Consider the following 16,620-nt stretch of genomic DNA (forward strand, 5'->3'; position numbering starts at 1 on the left):
AAATGCTGACATCCCGCTTTCCCTTCTCGGCAATCTATTCCGTAGCGTTGGCGACTGCCTTCGTCGCAAACGGGGGTCTTACGTTCGCGGAAGACAATCCGGCTCCGGCGGCGGATGATTCGGTGCAAAACGAAACGCTGCTGCTTTCCAACACGCGCAAATTGACTTTCGAAGGACGGCGTGCTGGCGAAGGATATTTCAGCGCAGATGGGTCGCAGATGGTTTTTCAAAGCGAACGCGATGCGGCGAATCCGTTTTATCAAATCTATCTGACGGATCTTGAAACGGGCGATATCCGCCGGGTCAGTCCGGGGATGGGAAAGACGACCTGCGCGTGGATTCATCCTGACGGCGACAAGGTGTTATTCGCCAGCACGCACGGCGACGGTCAATCGGAAGTCAAGCAGCAGGAAGAGATTGCCCTGCGGGAGTCGGGGAAACAACGCCGGTACAGTTGGGACTATGACCCGAGTTATGAACTCTATGCGGCCGACCTTGATCAAATCAAAGACGGCACGACCGACGGATTGACCCGTTTGACGAACGCCGAAGGATACGACGCCGAGGGGAGCTATAGCCCAAACGGCAAGCAGATTGTGTTCGCGTCGAATCGGGAAGCGTATTTACGTGAGTTAACCCCGCGTGAGAAGGAATTATTCGATCGCGACCCAGCGTTCATGATCGATCTGTATTTGATGAACGCGGACGGATCACCGCTGCCCGATGGTCGGTCGGTGCGGCGGTTGACCGACGAGCCGGGCTACGACGGCGGTCCGTTCTTCTCGCCCGATGGTCAACGAATTTGTTGGAGGCGATTTTCGCCCGATGGGGCGACCGCTGAAATCTTTACCATGAACGTTGACGGCAGCGACGTGAAACGGCTGACCAGTCTGAATGCGATGAGCTGGGCACCGTTTTTTCATCCCAGTGGTGATTACTTGATCTTCACCACCAACCGTCACGGGTTCGCAAACTTCGAGTTGTATCTCGTTCGTGCGGACGGCGAAGGTGAACCGGTTCGCGTGACGACGACGCCCGGGTTCGATGGATTGCCGGTCTTCTTGCCTAGCGGCGATCAATTGTCGTGGACGAGCAATCGGGTGCTCAATGCCGATGGTACGCTCGCGATGGAGGACGACGAACCGAAACAGGGAACGTCGCAAATTTATCTTGCGGATTTCGATGATGCGAAAGCCCGCGAGTTGCTCGGGTTAACCGACTCGGTCGACGATTCCGGGAGTCTGGATGCGGCGCTGGCACTGAAAAATGTGCAAGCGACTGCGCCGGAGTACCGGCCCAGTGATGTGATGCGGCATGTGGACTACCTCACTCGCGAGGAGTTGGCCGGTCGGATGACGGGTACCGAAGGCGAACGCCGGGCGACCGCGTACGTGGCGGCGTATCTCGAGAGCCTCGGTTTTCGAGGCGCGGGTGAGAACGGTTCGTTCTATCAGACGTTTGAGTTTCCGGCAGGCTCGTCGCTGGGCGAATCCAATCAAGCGGTGATGAAGATCGTCGCAGACGAAAAGGGAACGCACCCGTCGAGCGAAGCAACCTTGGAACTCGGAGAGGAGTGGACTCCGCTCTCTTTTTCTCAAACCGGGGAGATCGAGCCGGCTGAGGTGGTGTTCGCTGGTTACGGATTGCAAATCCAAGGTACCGAGAATCACGAACAGTATGACAGCTACGTGCACTTGGACGTGTTGGACAAGTGGGTGATGGTGCTGCGAGATGTGCCGCAAGACATCACGCCGGAGACGCGTCAGTGGATGGCACGCTACGGATCGCCGCGTCGCAAAGCCACGACGGCACGTGATCTCGGCGCCCGCGGGATTCTGTTTGTGTCGGGGCCGACCAGCAAGGTGAACCGGGAGTTGATCCGGTTTGATCGAACCGCTTCGCAGGCCGAAGTCAGCATTGCGGCGGTTTCGATTAACAATGAGGTCGCGTCGAAAATTATCAGCCGCTCAGGAGAAGACCTTGCCGAGTTGCAGAAGTCGATCGACGACGGATCATTGGCGATGGGGTTTGCGATCGAAGGGGTCACGCTCGGCGCGAATATTGAGATCGTTCGTCAAACGGGAACGGGACGAAATGTGATCGCCCGCTTGCCGGCTCAGAACGCGGTGTCGGAAGACGCAAGCAACGATGAGCCGACGTATCCATTCGTGATGGTCGGTGCTCATGTCGACCACCTCGGCCGTGGCGGCAGCAGTAACTCGTTGGCGCGTGATGACGAGGAAGGGCAAATTCACTACGGGGCCGATGACAACGCAAGCGGTGTGGCGGCGATGTTGGAGATCGCTCAATCAATCGCGTCCGAACGACGTTCAGGCAAATTGAAGATGAAACGCGACTTGGTGGTCGCGGCGTGGAGCGGCGAGGAGCTTGGGCTGTTCGGCTCACAGTACTTCGTCGAAAAATTTGCCGACTTATTTCCCGATGCACCCGAACCCGTGATCGACGAGCAAGCCGCTGCGATCGCGACGGCCCATGGGATGACCCCGGATGCGGCGGCGATCTCGCCCGCGATCGGCGTCTATTTGAACCTCGACATGGTCGGCCGGTTGGATAAGAAGCTGATCGTCCAAGGGATCGGATCGTCGCCAGGTTTCGAGGGCGAAGTCGGCCGGCGAAACGTGCCGGTTGGTTTGCCTTTGCAGCTCGACAAAGCGAGTACGGGGTTACCGACAGATGCCTCGGCGTTTGTCGCTCGAGGTGTGCCGATTTTGTCGGCGTTTACGGGAGCCCATGAAGATTACCACACGCCGCGTGACACGGCGGATAAACTCAACTACGACGCGGCCGCGAAAATTGCGAGACTATTCGGTTTGTTGACACGCGGGTTTTTGACCGCCGATCAGCCACCCGCGTTTGAACTCAACGAAGGCGACGCTCGCAAAGACCAACCTCGCGTGGCGCTACGTGCGTACCTGGGGACGATCCCCGACTACGCTGCGGGTGAGGTCAAAGGCCAACGGCTCAGCGGTGTGACGGCGGGGGCACCGGCGGCCGAAGCTGGGATGCGGGGCGGCGACATTGTTGTTCGAGTCGCCGGTCGCGTGGTCGAAGACATCAACGATTACACCTACGCGATCGAGGCTTTGAAGATTGGTGAGCCCGTCACGATCGAAGTCGTCCGCGATGGAGAGACCTTACAATTGCAAGTCACACCTGGATCAAGGGACTGAGGTGATTGATGCCAATCCGATTCGCTCGAGCTGGGGAATTACGCATGACGGCAGTTCAATACCTGGATGCCGTTGGCGTGTTCGTGGCTGTTGTGGTTGGACTACTCGGAGTGTTTTCGAATGAGTCGTATGCAGATGAAGGTCTCAATCGCCACGGACAACGTACGCTCTCGCTCGTCGATTTGCCAGAACCGCCGGCTGAGTTGAAACCGTTGCTCGCCAAAGGAAAGATCACTTTCCTGGTCGGCGGCGAACGGCCTTCGGTCGTCAATCCGAGTCGGTCAACGGGGGTGGGAGGACGAAAGTTCGATGCGGAGACGCAGTTTCGATTGAGCTATTCGTTCAAAACACGCTGTCGATGGGGATGGGATGGACCGCCAGCGTCTCAGCGGCTAGCGATTCAGGTGGGATACGATCGGTTGCGGCTCGACGTCAGCCATCAGGTTTGGCTGCTGAGGATGCCCGAACCTGAATCGTTTTGGGACGCCCCGCTGGTACGTCACGAATTTGACCATGTGCGATTGTCGTGCGACCCGCGGCTAACTGCCCAGTTCGTCAAGGCGGTCAACACGCATAGGCGAATTGTTCTGACGCGGGAGGAGAGTGAACCGTTGATCAGAGCGGCCCAGCGACGGATGCCATCGTCATGGTTAGGGAGCGGTTCGCCGCTGAAATATTTCAGCGGGGCGGACGCGCAGCCATGGCTCGAGGAAATCGTGAATGCCGAGTTTCAGCGGATCGTCGATTTGGTGGGCATTCGCTACCAAGAGCTCGATCGACAAACCAATCACGGGCGACTCGCGGTTCCAGAGTCCGGCGAGCTGAGCGAGTGGCTTCGGTATTAGGCGGGCGACGCCGGGGGCGGTGTTTGTGCGCAGAAGCGGGAGAACGCACGGCTTCTGTCGCACATTGTTAATGCACGGAACTTCGCCAGGGTGACGGGGTTGAAACCGTCGTAACCGGTTCAGAACATGCGTTTGGTTTGGGTTCGCCTCACTTTTTGCTGGGTGAATCTGCCAGATTAACTAGACTGATATGCTCCAGTCCGGCCGGCTGTCCCGCACCGCACTCCTTTTCTCAAAACCTGCCGCGAAATGCCACTCATCTCTTCTCCTCATGCTCGTCCGGTTCGTTTCGTTCTGATTGCGATCATGATCGCAACGGTCTGCGTCATGGGCATTTCCACGTCTAACGCACAGACATCCGAAGAATCGACCGCGAAGCCTGCCGAGGACACCGCGTCGGCGGAAACTGGGGTGGAGACGCCCGCGGCGGAATCGCCCGCAGAGGAACAACCTGCGGCGAGTGAGCCGGTTGCCGAAACGAAGCTGGAGGCGACCCCCGCACCATCGCCGGTTGCTCCCGCCCCCCCCGCAGACCAGACGCCTCCCGCCGCTGAGCCAGAGAAACCTGAGTTGCTGGCATCGGACGGAAAGAAGGGATTGCAATTCAATTTCGCCGGAGCCCGTTGGGCAGACGTGCTGCATTGGCTGGCCGACGAGGCCGATCTGTCGTTGCAGATCGATACGGCCCCCGCCGGAACGGTTAATTTTGCCGATCCGACCAAGGTCTACACCGTGTCTGAGGGATTGGACCTGATCAATCGCTTGCTGCTCGATCGTGGGTGGGCTGTTGTGCGTCGTGGCCGGATGCTGTTGCTCGTCGATTTGGAAGCCGACAATGCCGAGAAACTGATTTCCGAAATGGCTGAGCTCGTCACTCCCGAATCGTTTGACGAACGTGGCAATAGTGACATCGTGCGATGTGTTTTCCCGCTTGGATCGGTTTCGCCTGACCAAGCCCGAGAGGAATTGTCGCAAATTATCGGCCCCTGGGGACGTATCAACGTGCTCGCCGGAGCCCGCCAAGTCGTCGTGACCGAGACCGTTGGTAAATTGAAGGTGATCGACCAGGTGCTCCGCGCCGCAACCCAAGCTCAGTCGAGCGTGGTCGAAATTAATCTCAAACATCGTGCCGCCGAAGAGGTACTCGAGATCGCACGCCCGTTGCTCGGTTTGGAGCCTGGGACGAACGCGAGCGAAGACATTCGTTTGTCGGTTTCGCTTTACGGCGATCGCATCTTCGCGACTGGCAACCAATCCAAACTCGATCTGCTCGAGAGCGTGATCGAAAAAGCTGACCGGCCCTTCCCGGGCGAAGGCGAGGAAGTCGACACGGCTCAGGTGACGCCTGAACTTCGCACTCACCCGGTATCTTCGGCTGATTTGCAAACCGTTTATGACGTGCTGCAAACGCTGATCGCCGGCACTCCCGACGCACGGCTCGCGATCGACGCCAATCGTGGTGCGGTCATCGCATTTGGCCGTCCCGAAACGCAAGCAACGATCGCCAGGACGATTGCGGAACTCGAAGGCAGCGGCCGCGACTTCACGATCATCGACCTCAAGCGACTCGAACCCGCACAGGCATTGCTCACGATCAATAAATTCTTTGGCATCACCGAGGCTGGTGGCGGCAATGGACCTGTTGTCGATGGTGACCCGGTTACGGGGCGTTTGTGGGTGCGAGGAACCACGGACCAAATCAATTCAGTCAAACGACTGATCGCAGAGTTGGAAAACGATCCCTTGGCGGGAGGTCTCGGCGACAACGTGCGAATCCTGCCGTTAACGGGCTCGGCGGCGTCGGAAACGCTGCGGCAGATCGAAAGCCTCTGGCCACTGACCGGGCGAGGAAATCGGATTCGCGTGATCACGCCATCGGCCGCTCAAGATCGTCAGGAGTCACGCGACAACAATCCGCCCAACACCATCAACGTTCCGAACAATCAGTCCGAGTCATCGCAAATTGAGGACACGAGCGTTTCGTATGGCATCCGAGATCAAACGTTGGTGTGGCAATATCCCGCCACCGCAACATCTGATTCGGATGCATCGCAAGATTCCGACGCTGCCGCAGAGACGGTGGTTACGGCCGATGCTCAAGCCGAGGCGGACTACTCGGGCGACGACATCATCATTCAAATGACGTCTGCCGGAATCGTGATCGCGTCACGGGATCCGAACGCGTTGGATTTGATGGAACAACTTGTCACTTCGCTGAGTGCGGAATCGACCTTCGCCTCGGATTTGCCCACCATTTTCTGGCTTCGGTTTATCAAAGCGGACGTTGCTTCTGAATTGGTTGCGGGCGTGCTCGGCGGTGCCGATGCCAGCGGTTCGGCGGCCTCGCTTACGGAATCGATGATGGGTGGCATCGGCGGCGGAATGCTCGGTGGTCTGTTGGGAATGGGCGGCGGTGGTGGTGGCGAAACGTCCGAAACCCGTACGATTTTGACCAGCCGCGGCAGCGTGAATATTGTCCCTGACAACCGACTCAACGCTTTGATCGTCCAAGCTCCGCCTGCGGATCTCGATTTCATCCGCACGGTGTTGCAGGAAATTGATCGCGAAGAGAGCCCCGAAACGATTCAAACCATAGCCCGTCCGACGTTGATTCCGGTCGTGTACCAAGACGCCGCCGCGGTTGCAAAAATTGTGACGGCGGTGTTCGCCGACCTGATCAATGACACCAGTCAAAGCGGCAACGGCGGGCGGAACAACCAGCCGAACCCACAAGACCTGCTCGAGGCGTTGCGTGGCGGCGGACGGGGCGGTCGAGGAGGCGGTGGCAGCGCCCAAGCGACTCCGAAGAGCGAAGCGAGCAAGATTATTGTCGCCGTTGATGAACGCAGCAATTCGCTCGTTGTCACGGCAACGCCGCAAAATTTGCAATCCGTGCGTGAACTCGTCGAGACGCTCGACCAACAAGGACTCGAAAGCGAACAACGCGTCGAAGTCGTCGCGATGGGTGGTTCGGTGCGTCCCGAAATCATGTTGCAGGCACTCCAGTCGGTCACCGGCAAGCAGCCGACGACGGCATCGTCGACTTCGACGAGTTCCTCAGCGAACGGCCAGTCGTCAGGATCGTCGAGTTCTTCAACGGGGAGTTCGCCGGAGGAGATTCAGCGACGAATCGAATACTTCCGATCGCGATTCGGCGGCGGTGATACCGGACGCGGTGGAGGCGGTGATACCGGCCGTGGCGGAGGTGATACAGGTCGCGGCGGCGGTGGCGGATCAACCCGTGGCGGCGGTGGCGGCGGAAACACGGGCGGCCGAGGAGGACGCGGACGATGATCATGCACGCGGCGGAGATTTTACGTAGGCGAGGGTTGCTCTCGGCACAACAACTCGAACAGAGTCGGAGCGGCGATCCGGCGTCGATCGTCGACAATGCGGTCGCCCTCGGATACCTGTCTGCGCGCGAAGCACTCTCGGCGATTGCCGATGAAGTCGGGCTCGAGTTCATCGATCTCCGTACCGCTGAAATTGATCTGTCGGCTCTGCAAGGTTTCCCGCAAAAACTCATCTACCGTCATTCGCTGTTTCCGATCGGATGGGCCGACGGTGGGTTACGCGTCGCGACGCCGGATCCCTTCGATCTTTATCCGCTCGATGAAGCCTGTGCGGCGAGTGGTAAAACCGTCACTCCGGTGGTGGCCGAACGCGCTGAAATCAACCGGCTCGTTAAGAAACATTTAGGCGTCGGTAGCGAAACGATCGAAGGGCTCGTCGCCGCTGCGGGCGATGAAGAAATCGAACTGCTCGAAAGCATCGAGACGGACGGCAGTGAACTGAGCGAGATGGCTCAGGAAGCCTCGGTCGTGCGACTGGTCAATGAGATTTTGACCGAAGCGGTCGACTCACGGGCGAGCGATATTCACATCGAATCGCAATCCGACGGGTTGGTGATTCGGTATCGAATCGACGGAATCCTGCATCCGCAACCGGTGCCTCCCGAGATCAATCGTTTCCAAGCGGCGATCATTAGCCGTTTGAAGATCATGGCTCGACTGAACATCGCGGAAAAACGTTTGCCACAAGACGGCCGCATCCGTCTGCGGGTGCACGGCCGCGAAGTTGATATTCGTTTGAGCGTGATCCCGATGATTCACGGCGAAGGCCTCGTCATGCGGGTGCTCGATAAGTCGTCGATGGTCTTCGACCTCAAAGGGTTGGGGATGTCGGAGGAAATCTACAGTCGGTTCAAAAACTTGATCCGGATGCCACACGGAATTGTGTTGGTCACCGGGCCAACCGGTAGCGGTAAAACGACAACGCTGTACAGCAGCCTGCTCGAGATCAAGAGTCCCGAAAACAAAATCATTACGACGGAAGACCCGGTCGAGTACCAACTCGATGGCATCAACCAAATCCAGGTTCACGCCAAAATTGGGCTGACGTTCGCCGCTTCGTTGCGGAGTATTTTGCGTCACGACCCCGACATCGTGCTGGTGGGGGAAATTCGTGACTTGGAAACCGCCGAAAATGCGACGCAGGCGTCTCTAACGGGGCACTTGGTGTTTAGCACGCTGCACACCAATGACGCCGCGGGGGCTTTCACGCGGATGGTTGACATGGGCGTCGAGCCGTTCTTGGTTGCCGGAACCGTCGAAGCCGTCATGGCTCAACGTCTGCTGCGGCGACTCTGTCCGCATTGCAAAGAAGCCTACAAACCCGACCGAGCCGAGCTGCCGAAGGACTTCCCATTCGACGAATTGGCCGGCGGCCCGCTGTACCGCAGCGTTGGATGTCGGGAATGTCGAAACGTGGGATATTCAGGACGACTCGGTATCTACGAATTGCTCGTCTCGAGCGAACCGATCCGCGAATTGGCCCAAGCCCGAGCCAGCAGCTGGGATATCCGCCGCGCCGCGGTTGCCGAAGGGATGCGAACGCTTCGTATGGATGCGTGGGACAAAGCCGTCGCTGGCGTGACCAGCATTGACGAAGTGTTGCGTGTGACCAAAGGCGAAGCCCTTTAGGCGTGCCATGGCGGCAGCCCGCCGCTATGCTAGCGGTCACATCTGATCCACTCCAAGAATATTCACCTCTCCACTAAGCAACCCCACCGACCTTTGCCTTCCTTCAATTACTCCGCCCGCGATCTTTCCGGAAAAATGGTGACAGGCACCATTGTGGCTGGAACTGCGCGTGAGGCCACGGCGCTACTTTCCGGACAGGAATTGTTCCCGACCAAGATCGTTGAACAATCCGCGGGCGGAATGAGTTTGTTTCGTGGTGGCAAGAAGAAGGTCAAAGGGCAAACGATGGCTGTCGTCTACAGCCAACTCGCCTCGTTGCTCCGCAGCGGCGTGCCGATGATTCGGTCGCTCACCTTGCTGGGCAGTCAATCGACCGCGCCGGTGCTCGGTGAGGTCATGAACGAGATCAAGACACGCGTCGAAGATGGTGAGACGCTCGGTGATGCGATGGCTCGTTATCCGGGCGTGTTCAGCGACATGGCGATCAACATGGTGCGGGCGGGGACCGAGGGCGGTTTCCTCGAAGACGCTCTGGATCGCGTGAGCGTATTCACCGAATTGCAGGAAGACCTCAAGGGACGCACCGTCAGTGCGATGGCGTACCCGACGTTCCTATTCGCGGTCGGGACCGTCGTCGTTTCGGGGTTGTTGGTGTTCTTTGTTCCGAAGTTCGACAAGTTATTCGATCGGCTGCGGAAGAAAGATGAGATGCCCGCGATGACCGAATGGTTGCTCGTCCTAAGCCATTTCTTGCAGAACTGGGGCTGGCTGATCTTGATCGCAATGCTTGCCGGGATCGTCGCAATCCGCATGCACTTGCAAACCGAAGCCGGGAAAGAACGCGCGGATCGTTGGAAACTCAAAATCCCGGTTTTGGGCGATATTCTGATGAATCTTTCGGTCGCCAGATTTTGTCGCGTGCTCGGTACCCTACTCGGTAACGGTGTACCGATCCTGAAATCGCTCGACATCAGCCGCAGTGCGACGGGTAACCGACTGCTCAGCCAATCGATCGGCGACGCGACCGACAATATCCGCAGTGGTGAGAGCCTCGCCAAACCGCTCGGCGACTCGGGCTATTTCCCGATGGCGGTGGTCGAAATGATCCGCGTGGGTGAAGAGAGCAACTCGCTCGATCGCGTTCTGCCGGAAATTGCCGACTCGCTGGAAAAGCGAACGTTCCGGCGGCTCGATCTGTTCGTGCGTCTGCTCGAGCCGATCATGTTGCTGATCATGGCGATCATGGTTCTCGCCGTGGTGCTCGCGTTGCTCGTTCCGGTGCTCAAGAGCAGCACGACGCTGTAGTTGGTCATTCGGTGACCTGTTCACCGAATCAACGCGGATATGCACGCAAACTCCGAGAGCGCCGTTGGGCCTCCCACCGGGCCGCGATTGACCGCGTCAGAGGAGAGCAATAGTTCAAAATCGACAGAAAGCGTGGTTTGTGAGGCCTAGGTAGTTTGAATCGGTTCTGCGGGGGTTTAGTATACGTTGGATGCAACGTCCCCCCTTTTGGAATACGAGCGCCGCTGAAATGACCTTTAAGCCCTTCTCCCGCTCTCGTCGGTCCTCAAAACGAAACCTTCGCCAATCAGACATCCATCCGAGTTGGTCCGTCACTCAACTCGAACCACGGTGGATGCTCGCGGGGGACGCAGGTGCCGAGGTGGCGGTCGCGGTGGAATCGGCGGCAGAGCCGTCGGAACATGCCGCAGAGACGCACGTTGTTGATGCGGTGACTCGCGACAACTCGTCGACCGAAATCGCCTTCATCGATGCGGACGTCGACACTCATGGACAGCTCGCTTCGTTGGTCCGGTCAGGTGTGGAGGTCGTTCTCATCGAATCGGGCTCGGACCCGATTTCGCAAATGACATCGGTGATTCGCAACCGTTCGGACATCGCGGCCGTGCACATCGTTTCTCACGGTGATGCAGGTAAACTGCGACTCGGCGGGCAGACAATTGATGCCGAATCGATCAGCCGACATGCCGTCGACCTGAAATCCTGGAGCAGCCACATGGTCAGCAATGCTGACATCTTGTTGTACGGATGCGAGGTGGGAGCAGGGGGCGAAGGTGATCAGTTGCTGCGTGCGCTCGCTCGACAAACGGGAGCGGATATTGCGGCGTCCGACGATGCCACCGGTTTTGAGCAACTCGGCGGCGATTGGATGCTCGAGAAGACGACCGGCTTGATCGAATCGAGCCTGTTTGCCTCTTCGATGGATTTGCGTCACGTTCAAACCGTGTTGCCAATCACGGTCTTCGCAGCCGGAGCTACCGGTGAAGAGCAAATGAAGTTGGAAGTGGACGGGACGGTCGTTCAAACGTGGAATAACGTCGGCGGTGACGCTGATGCGGGAGTCTTTCAAGAGTTCACGTACACCGGTGCTGCGGATGCGACGGCAGACCAAGTGCGGATTTTCTTTACCAATGACGTTTACGAACCGTCGCAAAACTACGACCGAAATTTGCGGGTGGATCGAGTTGTCGTCAATGGCCGCACTGTGCAGTCTGAAGACCCGCTGGTGTATGGCACGGGAACATGGCTTCCCGCCGACGGAATCGTACCGGGATACCGTCAGAGCGAGTGGTTGCACGGGGACGGCTATTTCGAATACTTCGATAACTCCGAAGTACCGAGCCTCATTTCGATCTATGCCGCTGGAAACGAAAACAGCGAGCAGATGGAGTTATGGATCGACGGATCGCTCGCGCAATCTTGGAACAACATTGGTGGGGACGCGTACGGTCGCGATTTCGTGCGATACGACTACACACCGACGTCTCAGGTGAGCATCGATCAAGTTCAAATTCGGTTTACCAATGATCTTTACATCAATGATGGCGAGGTCGATCGGAACTTGCGTGTTGATCGCGTGGTCATCGACGGTGGGGTCTATGAGACCGAGGCACCCAATGTGTATTCAACCGGAACGTATCAAGACGGCGGGATCACTCCAGGTTACAAGCAAGACGAATCGCTTCACTCCAACGGTTACTTCCAATACGGCGCCGCGACCTCCGCGGGTGTGATATCGTTGCAGACCAGCAACATCACGATTGATGAATCAGCGGGGACGGTTAGCGTCGAGGTGATACGCACCGGCGGCAGCGACGGCGTCGTTACCGTGGATTATGAAACGCAGGACGGGACGGCGGTTGCGGGTAGTGACTATGAGGCCAGTCAAGGCACATTAACTTTCGCTGATGGGGAAACCACTCAATCGATTGTCATCCCGATCAGCGTCGACGATACGATCGAATCGAACGAGTCGTTTAACGTCACGATCGATAATGTGACCGGCGGGGCGACGCTGTTGGTTCCGCGTACGGCGACGGTGACGATCGTGGACGATGACACTGAACTTCCCAGCTACGCCGATTTCACCTCGGTCGCGGGGTTGGTGCTGACGGGTGATGCCCGTCGCACGGGTGCTTCTCTCGAATTGACAACGGATGATTTTGACCAGGCAGGCAGCGCTTTTTATAGTTCTCCGATCCAACTCGACCAGAACGCGTCTTTTCGGTCCGCATTTAGTTTTGAAATCACCGGCGGTGCCGAGGCCAACGGCGCCGACGGGCTGACGTTTACTATTCAAAATGACCCTCGCGGCGCCGCCGCGATCGGTGGCAGTGGTAGTCTTTTGGGATACGAGGGGATCACGAATTCGGTCGCGGTGGAGTTTGATACCTATTACAACGGTGATCACGAAGTAAACGGAAACCACATATCGATCATTTCCGGAACGGTTCTCAATAGTCTCAAATCGACGATTCCAGATTTTGACCTGAATGACGGGGAACGCTACTACGCCTGGGTCGACTACAATGGTGTCAGTAATAATCTTTCGGTTTATCTCTCTGCCACACCCGACAAGCCGGCGTTGGCATCGATGAAAGCGACGGTCGATTTGTCGGACGTCGTGGGCGACGCCGCTTACGTCGGCTTCACTGCCGCGACCGGTGGACTCGAGAACTCGCATCGAATCCGAAATTGGACGCTCGACCAGCAAGCTCCGGCGTTGGATCCGCCTGCCGAGCAGCCCGATACAGTCTATGCATTGGTCCTGGAGACGGAATTGAACCAACCGCTCGCGATCGATTGGTTGCCTGACGGTACCATGTTGATTGCAGAGAAGGGCGGTACGGTTCAAGCACGTGTCGGTGAGAGCATCGCGTCGACCCCATTTATCGATATCTCAGCAATGGTGAACAACACGCGTGACCGAGGATTGCTAGATATCGCCGTTCATCCCGATTTCGAAAACAACCCGTACGTTTATTTGTTGTTCACTTATGATCCTCCCGAGGTATACAACCAAGCTGCGGGGACGTTGGCGGGACCAGACGGGAATGGCAACCGTGCGGGCCGCTTGATCCGCGTCACCGCTGATGTGGAGAACGGCTATCTCACCGCGGTCCCGGGCAGTGAAGTGATTTTGTTGGGAACAAATAGTACGTGGGAAAATTTCAACGGATTCGCCAACAGCACCATTGATTTCACAGAACCGCCCGCGGGTGAAACGGAAGAGGGGGGATTCCTCGAAGACTTTATCCCGAGCGATAGCGAATCGCACACCGTCGGAGCGCTGGCGTTTGCCAATGATGGATCCCTGTTTGTTTCGATTGGCGACGGTGCGAGCTACAACCGCGTTGACGTGAGGGCGGATCGGGTGCAGGACGTCAACAGCCTTTCGGGCAAGGTGCTGCGAATCGATCCGATCACCGGGCAAGGATTGGCGGACAATCCATTTGCTGAAGCGGATTTGGACGCCAACCGCAGCAAGGTCTATCAGCTCGGGTTGCGAAACCCATTCCGAATGTCGGTCGATCCGTTAACCGGGCAGCTCTATGTGGGTGATGTGGGTTGGACGACGTGGGAAGAGATTAACGCGGGTGAAGCCGGGGCGAATTTCGGGTGGCCGTTCTACGAAGGCGGTAACGGAACGAGTGAAGTGAACACCGGGTACCGTGACACACCCGAAGGCCAAGCCTTCTTTGCACAAAGCGTGGCCGTGGACGCGTCCATCTATGCGCTCAATCATCAGACCGACGGGATCAATGCGATCGTGATGGGCGACGTTTATCGTGGCACTTACTATGGCGACGAATTCGACGGTGATTTGTTCTTTAACGATCTCGGCCAGGGCATTGTCCGCCACGCGTCGCTTGATGCGGAAGGTAACGTGATCGACGTTCAAACTTTCGTAACCGGTGCAAACGTTGTTGTTGCGATCAGCCAGGGACCAGACGATGTACTGTATTTCGTTAATCTGCATTACGGCCAAGTCGGTCGCTGGGAACTCATTTAGCCGTTTGTCTGGCAAATGAGGTCGTGACGGCGAATTTGGCGCGAGTTTTCGAGTCCCGTTTAGGTGCGTTTTCGGCGGGAATTGGCTTGCGAACGGAGTTGGCGATGTTCGATCGCGGTGTGTGATCCTTGCCCGCTGCGGTGACACTGTCTATTAATATCTCGACGCCAAAGAGACCTGGCAGGCTTACAATGATGTGAGTTTGGTGTTTCACGACGCAATTTGTGAAACACGTATGGATGCCGGTTTCTTTCTCAGCGCAGCGGAAGCGCTAGCACAGCCGAAAGATCTGCCCCTCTGTCGTTGCCCAACAAGGCTTCGCGAAACCGGGGGCGACTTCGCTCACCACTTTCTTGAGACAAGGTCACCGAGGTGTTCGTCTCTTGATCGTCCTAATCGACTCGATCGTACCCCCTCAGGTCGGTTGGTTCGGATTGGGGGAAATGGAGCGGTTTTTTTTCGGCGCGGTTTTTTGACCGGGCACCAATCGTGACCTAAGTTTGCTCAGCCGCGTCTTCTCGAGTGTCGATTACGCAGCGTTCCCCCCACCGCCCAGACACTCCAATGGATATTCCGCATGGATTTGTTGTCAAGCGTATCGTGTCGTTCTTCGCGTTGTCGTCGCGTAGGAATTGCGTTGGGATCGTTGGTTCTGTTGACCACGATTCAACTGTCGTTCGTGCAGCCCGCTGGTGCGGTGGATGCGGTCGCTAACGGCGGCAGCAGCATCACGCAAACGCTCGACACTCAAACGGCTCGAAACCGATCCCTTGAGGATGGCTTAGCCCTCGAGCGTGCGGGTCAGTGGGGCGACGCGATCGACCACTACGATGCGGCAACACGGGCTTATCCGGAAGATCGGGTTTTATATCAACGGTTGTTGATCAGCCGTCTGCACTTCGACGTCAAACGACGCTACGAAGACAAGACATATCTGGCGAGCATTCGTGAGATGACCACGTCCCAGACGCTGGACCTGTACAGCGAAATTCTTGCGAACCTGCAAACCCACTACGTCGAAACGATCGAGTGGTCACGCGTCTTGTTGCACGGCACCGCCGCGCTGGAGGTGGCATTGACCGAGCCGGCGTTTGTCGATCGGCTCGTCGGGAGCGATAAACGCGATCGCATCGAAGCGTTCCGCCAAGCCATCCATCACCGTATTGCGGAACGTTCGACTCAAAGTCGATTCGACTTGCGTTCGACGGTCAGTTTGGTGGCGAGCATGGCGCACGAGGAACTCGGCGTTGCCGGAACCGCCACGGTACTCGAATACGTCAGTGGCGCCGTGTCGACGCTCGATACTTACACACGTTTGCTTTCGCCTGGCCAGCTCGATGAGATGTTCTCGACGATCGAAGGTAACTTCGTCGGCCTCGGCGTGGAGCTCAAGGCAGCCGAAAAATCATTGTTGATTCTCTCGGTAATCCCGGGCGGCCCGGCAGCCGAAGCGGGAATCGTGGCGGGGGATCGGATCCTCGCCGTCGGTGCCAATCGTGCCGACGAACAAGACCCTGATTACATCGCGGACTTGCTGCGAGGTCCCGAGGGGACGGTCGCCAAATTGACGATTTTGAAGGCGGATCGTTCACAACAAGAACTCGTTGTCACGCGTCGACGTGTTGACGTGCCCTGTGTCGAGAATGTCCACATCGTCGATCGTGCCAAAGGCATCGGATACTTCCGACTCACGAACTTTCAGAAAACCACACCTCGCGAAGTCGAGCAAGCGTTGTGGGCATTGCACCGAGACGGAATGCGATCGCTCATCTTGGACTTGCGGGACAATCCTGGCGGGTTGTTGTCGGCCGCCGTCGAGGTTGCGGATCGATTCATGAGTGATGGACGGATTGTGACGACGCGAGGCCGCAACGCTCGCGAGAACTTCGACTATGCCGCCCATCGCCCCAACACATGGGATGTGCCGATGGTCGTCTTGATCGATCGTAACAGTGCGAGTGCCAGCGAGATTTTTTCAGGTGCGATTCACGACAGCGAGCGCGGAACGGTGATCGGGGAAACGAGCTATGGCAAAGGCAGCGTGCAGGGAATCTTCCGCATGCAGTCGGCGAAGTTCGGATTGTGTCTCACGACGGCGAAGTTCTACTCACCGAGCGGCAAAGCCATCAGCCGCAACGGAGTCGAGCCGAACATCGTTGTGCCGCCTACCTACATCGCCGCACGACCCGACGACCAAGGCCGTTTGACAACGGAGCTCGATGATTCGATCTTGCAAAAAGCCATCGAACACCTGAGTGCTTCGGGCTTCTAAGCTCGACTTTTTC

7 protein-coding genes are annotated in these 16,620 nt (G+C 57.6%); all 7 read left to right on the forward strand.

Annotated elements, in window-relative coordinates; all coding sequences use genetic code 11:
* The first annotated feature begins 2 nt into the window (after window positions 1–2).
* The 7 genes from NB063_RS01520 (at window position 3) to NB063_RS01550 (ending at window position 16,607) form a co-directional block, all read left to right on the forward strand.
* Entirely contained in the window at window positions 3–3,191 is a 3,189-nt protein-coding gene (locus tag NB063_RS01520; RefSeq protein WP_250926967.1) for a M20/M25/M40 family metallo-hydrolase, read from the forward strand.
* A gap of 44 nt (window positions 3,192–3,235) precedes the next feature.
* The gene (locus NB063_RS01525; protein ID WP_250926968.1) at window positions 3,236–4,036 is read left to right on the forward strand and encodes a hypothetical protein; all 801 of its coding nucleotides are present in this window, start codon (window positions 3,236–3,238) and stop codon (window positions 4,034–4,036) included.
* Between the two features lie 249 nt (window positions 4,037–4,285).
* On the forward strand, window positions 4,286–7,330 hold the full coding sequence (locus NB063_RS01530; RefSeq protein ID WP_250926969.1) for a secretin N-terminal domain-containing protein: 3,045 nt from the start codon (window positions 4,286–4,288) through the stop codon (window positions 7,328–7,330).
* Window positions 7,327–9,018: a GspE/PulE family protein gene (locus tag NB063_RS01535; RefSeq protein ID WP_250926970.1), complete on the forward strand. Its 1,692-nt coding sequence runs from the start codon at window positions 7,327–7,329 to the stop codon at window positions 9,016–9,018. Before NB063_RS01530 ends, NB063_RS01535 begins: the two co-directional genes overlap by 4 nt.
* Before the next feature lie 93 nt (window positions 9,019–9,111).
* The gene (locus NB063_RS01540) at window positions 9,112–10,323 is read left to right on the forward strand and encodes a type II secretion system F family protein (protein ID WP_250926971.1); all 1,212 of its coding nucleotides are present in this window, start codon (window positions 9,112–9,114) and stop codon (window positions 10,321–10,323) included.
* A gap of 229 nt (window positions 10,324–10,552) precedes the next feature.
* Window positions 10,553–14,335, forward strand: coding sequence for a DUF4347 domain-containing protein (locus NB063_RS01545; protein WP_407652521.1), 3,783 nt, complete (start codon window positions 10,553–10,555; stop codon window positions 14,333–14,335).
* Between the two features lie 577 nt (window positions 14,336–14,912).
* Complete coding sequence (locus NB063_RS01550; protein ID WP_250926972.1) at window positions 14,913–16,607, forward strand: S41 family peptidase; 1,695 nt, start codon at window positions 14,913–14,915, stop codon at window positions 16,605–16,607.
* The last annotated feature ends 13 nt before the right edge of the window (window positions 16,608–16,620 follow it).

Source organism: Aporhodopirellula aestuarii (assembly GCF_023701485.1).
Taxonomy (GTDB): domain Bacteria; phylum Planctomycetota; class Planctomycetia; order Pirellulales; family Pirellulaceae; genus Rhodopirellula; species Rhodopirellula aestuarii.

Coding starts and splice junctions, on each gene's coding strand:
- NB063_RS01520 (WP_250926967.1), top strand. CDS start 3: ATGCTGACATCCCGCTTTCCCTTCTCGGCAATCTATTCCGTAGCGTTG.
- NB063_RS01525 (WP_250926968.1), top strand. CDS start 3,236: ATGACGGCAGTTCAATACCTGGATGCCGTTGGCGTGTTCGTGGCTGTT.
- NB063_RS01530 (WP_250926969.1), top strand. CDS start 4,286: ATGCCACTCATCTCTTCTCCTCATGCTCGTCCGGTTCGTTTCGTTCTG.
- NB063_RS01535 (WP_250926970.1), top strand. CDS start 7,327: ATGATCATGCACGCGGCGGAGATTTTACGTAGGCGAGGGTTGCTCTCG.
- NB063_RS01545 (WP_407652521.1), top strand. CDS start 10,553: ATGACCTTTAAGCCCTTCTCCCGCTCTCGTCGGTCCTCAAAACGAAAC.
- NB063_RS01550 (WP_250926972.1), top strand. CDS start 14,913: ATGGATTTGTTGTCAAGCGTATCGTGTCGTTCTTCGCGTTGTCGTCGC.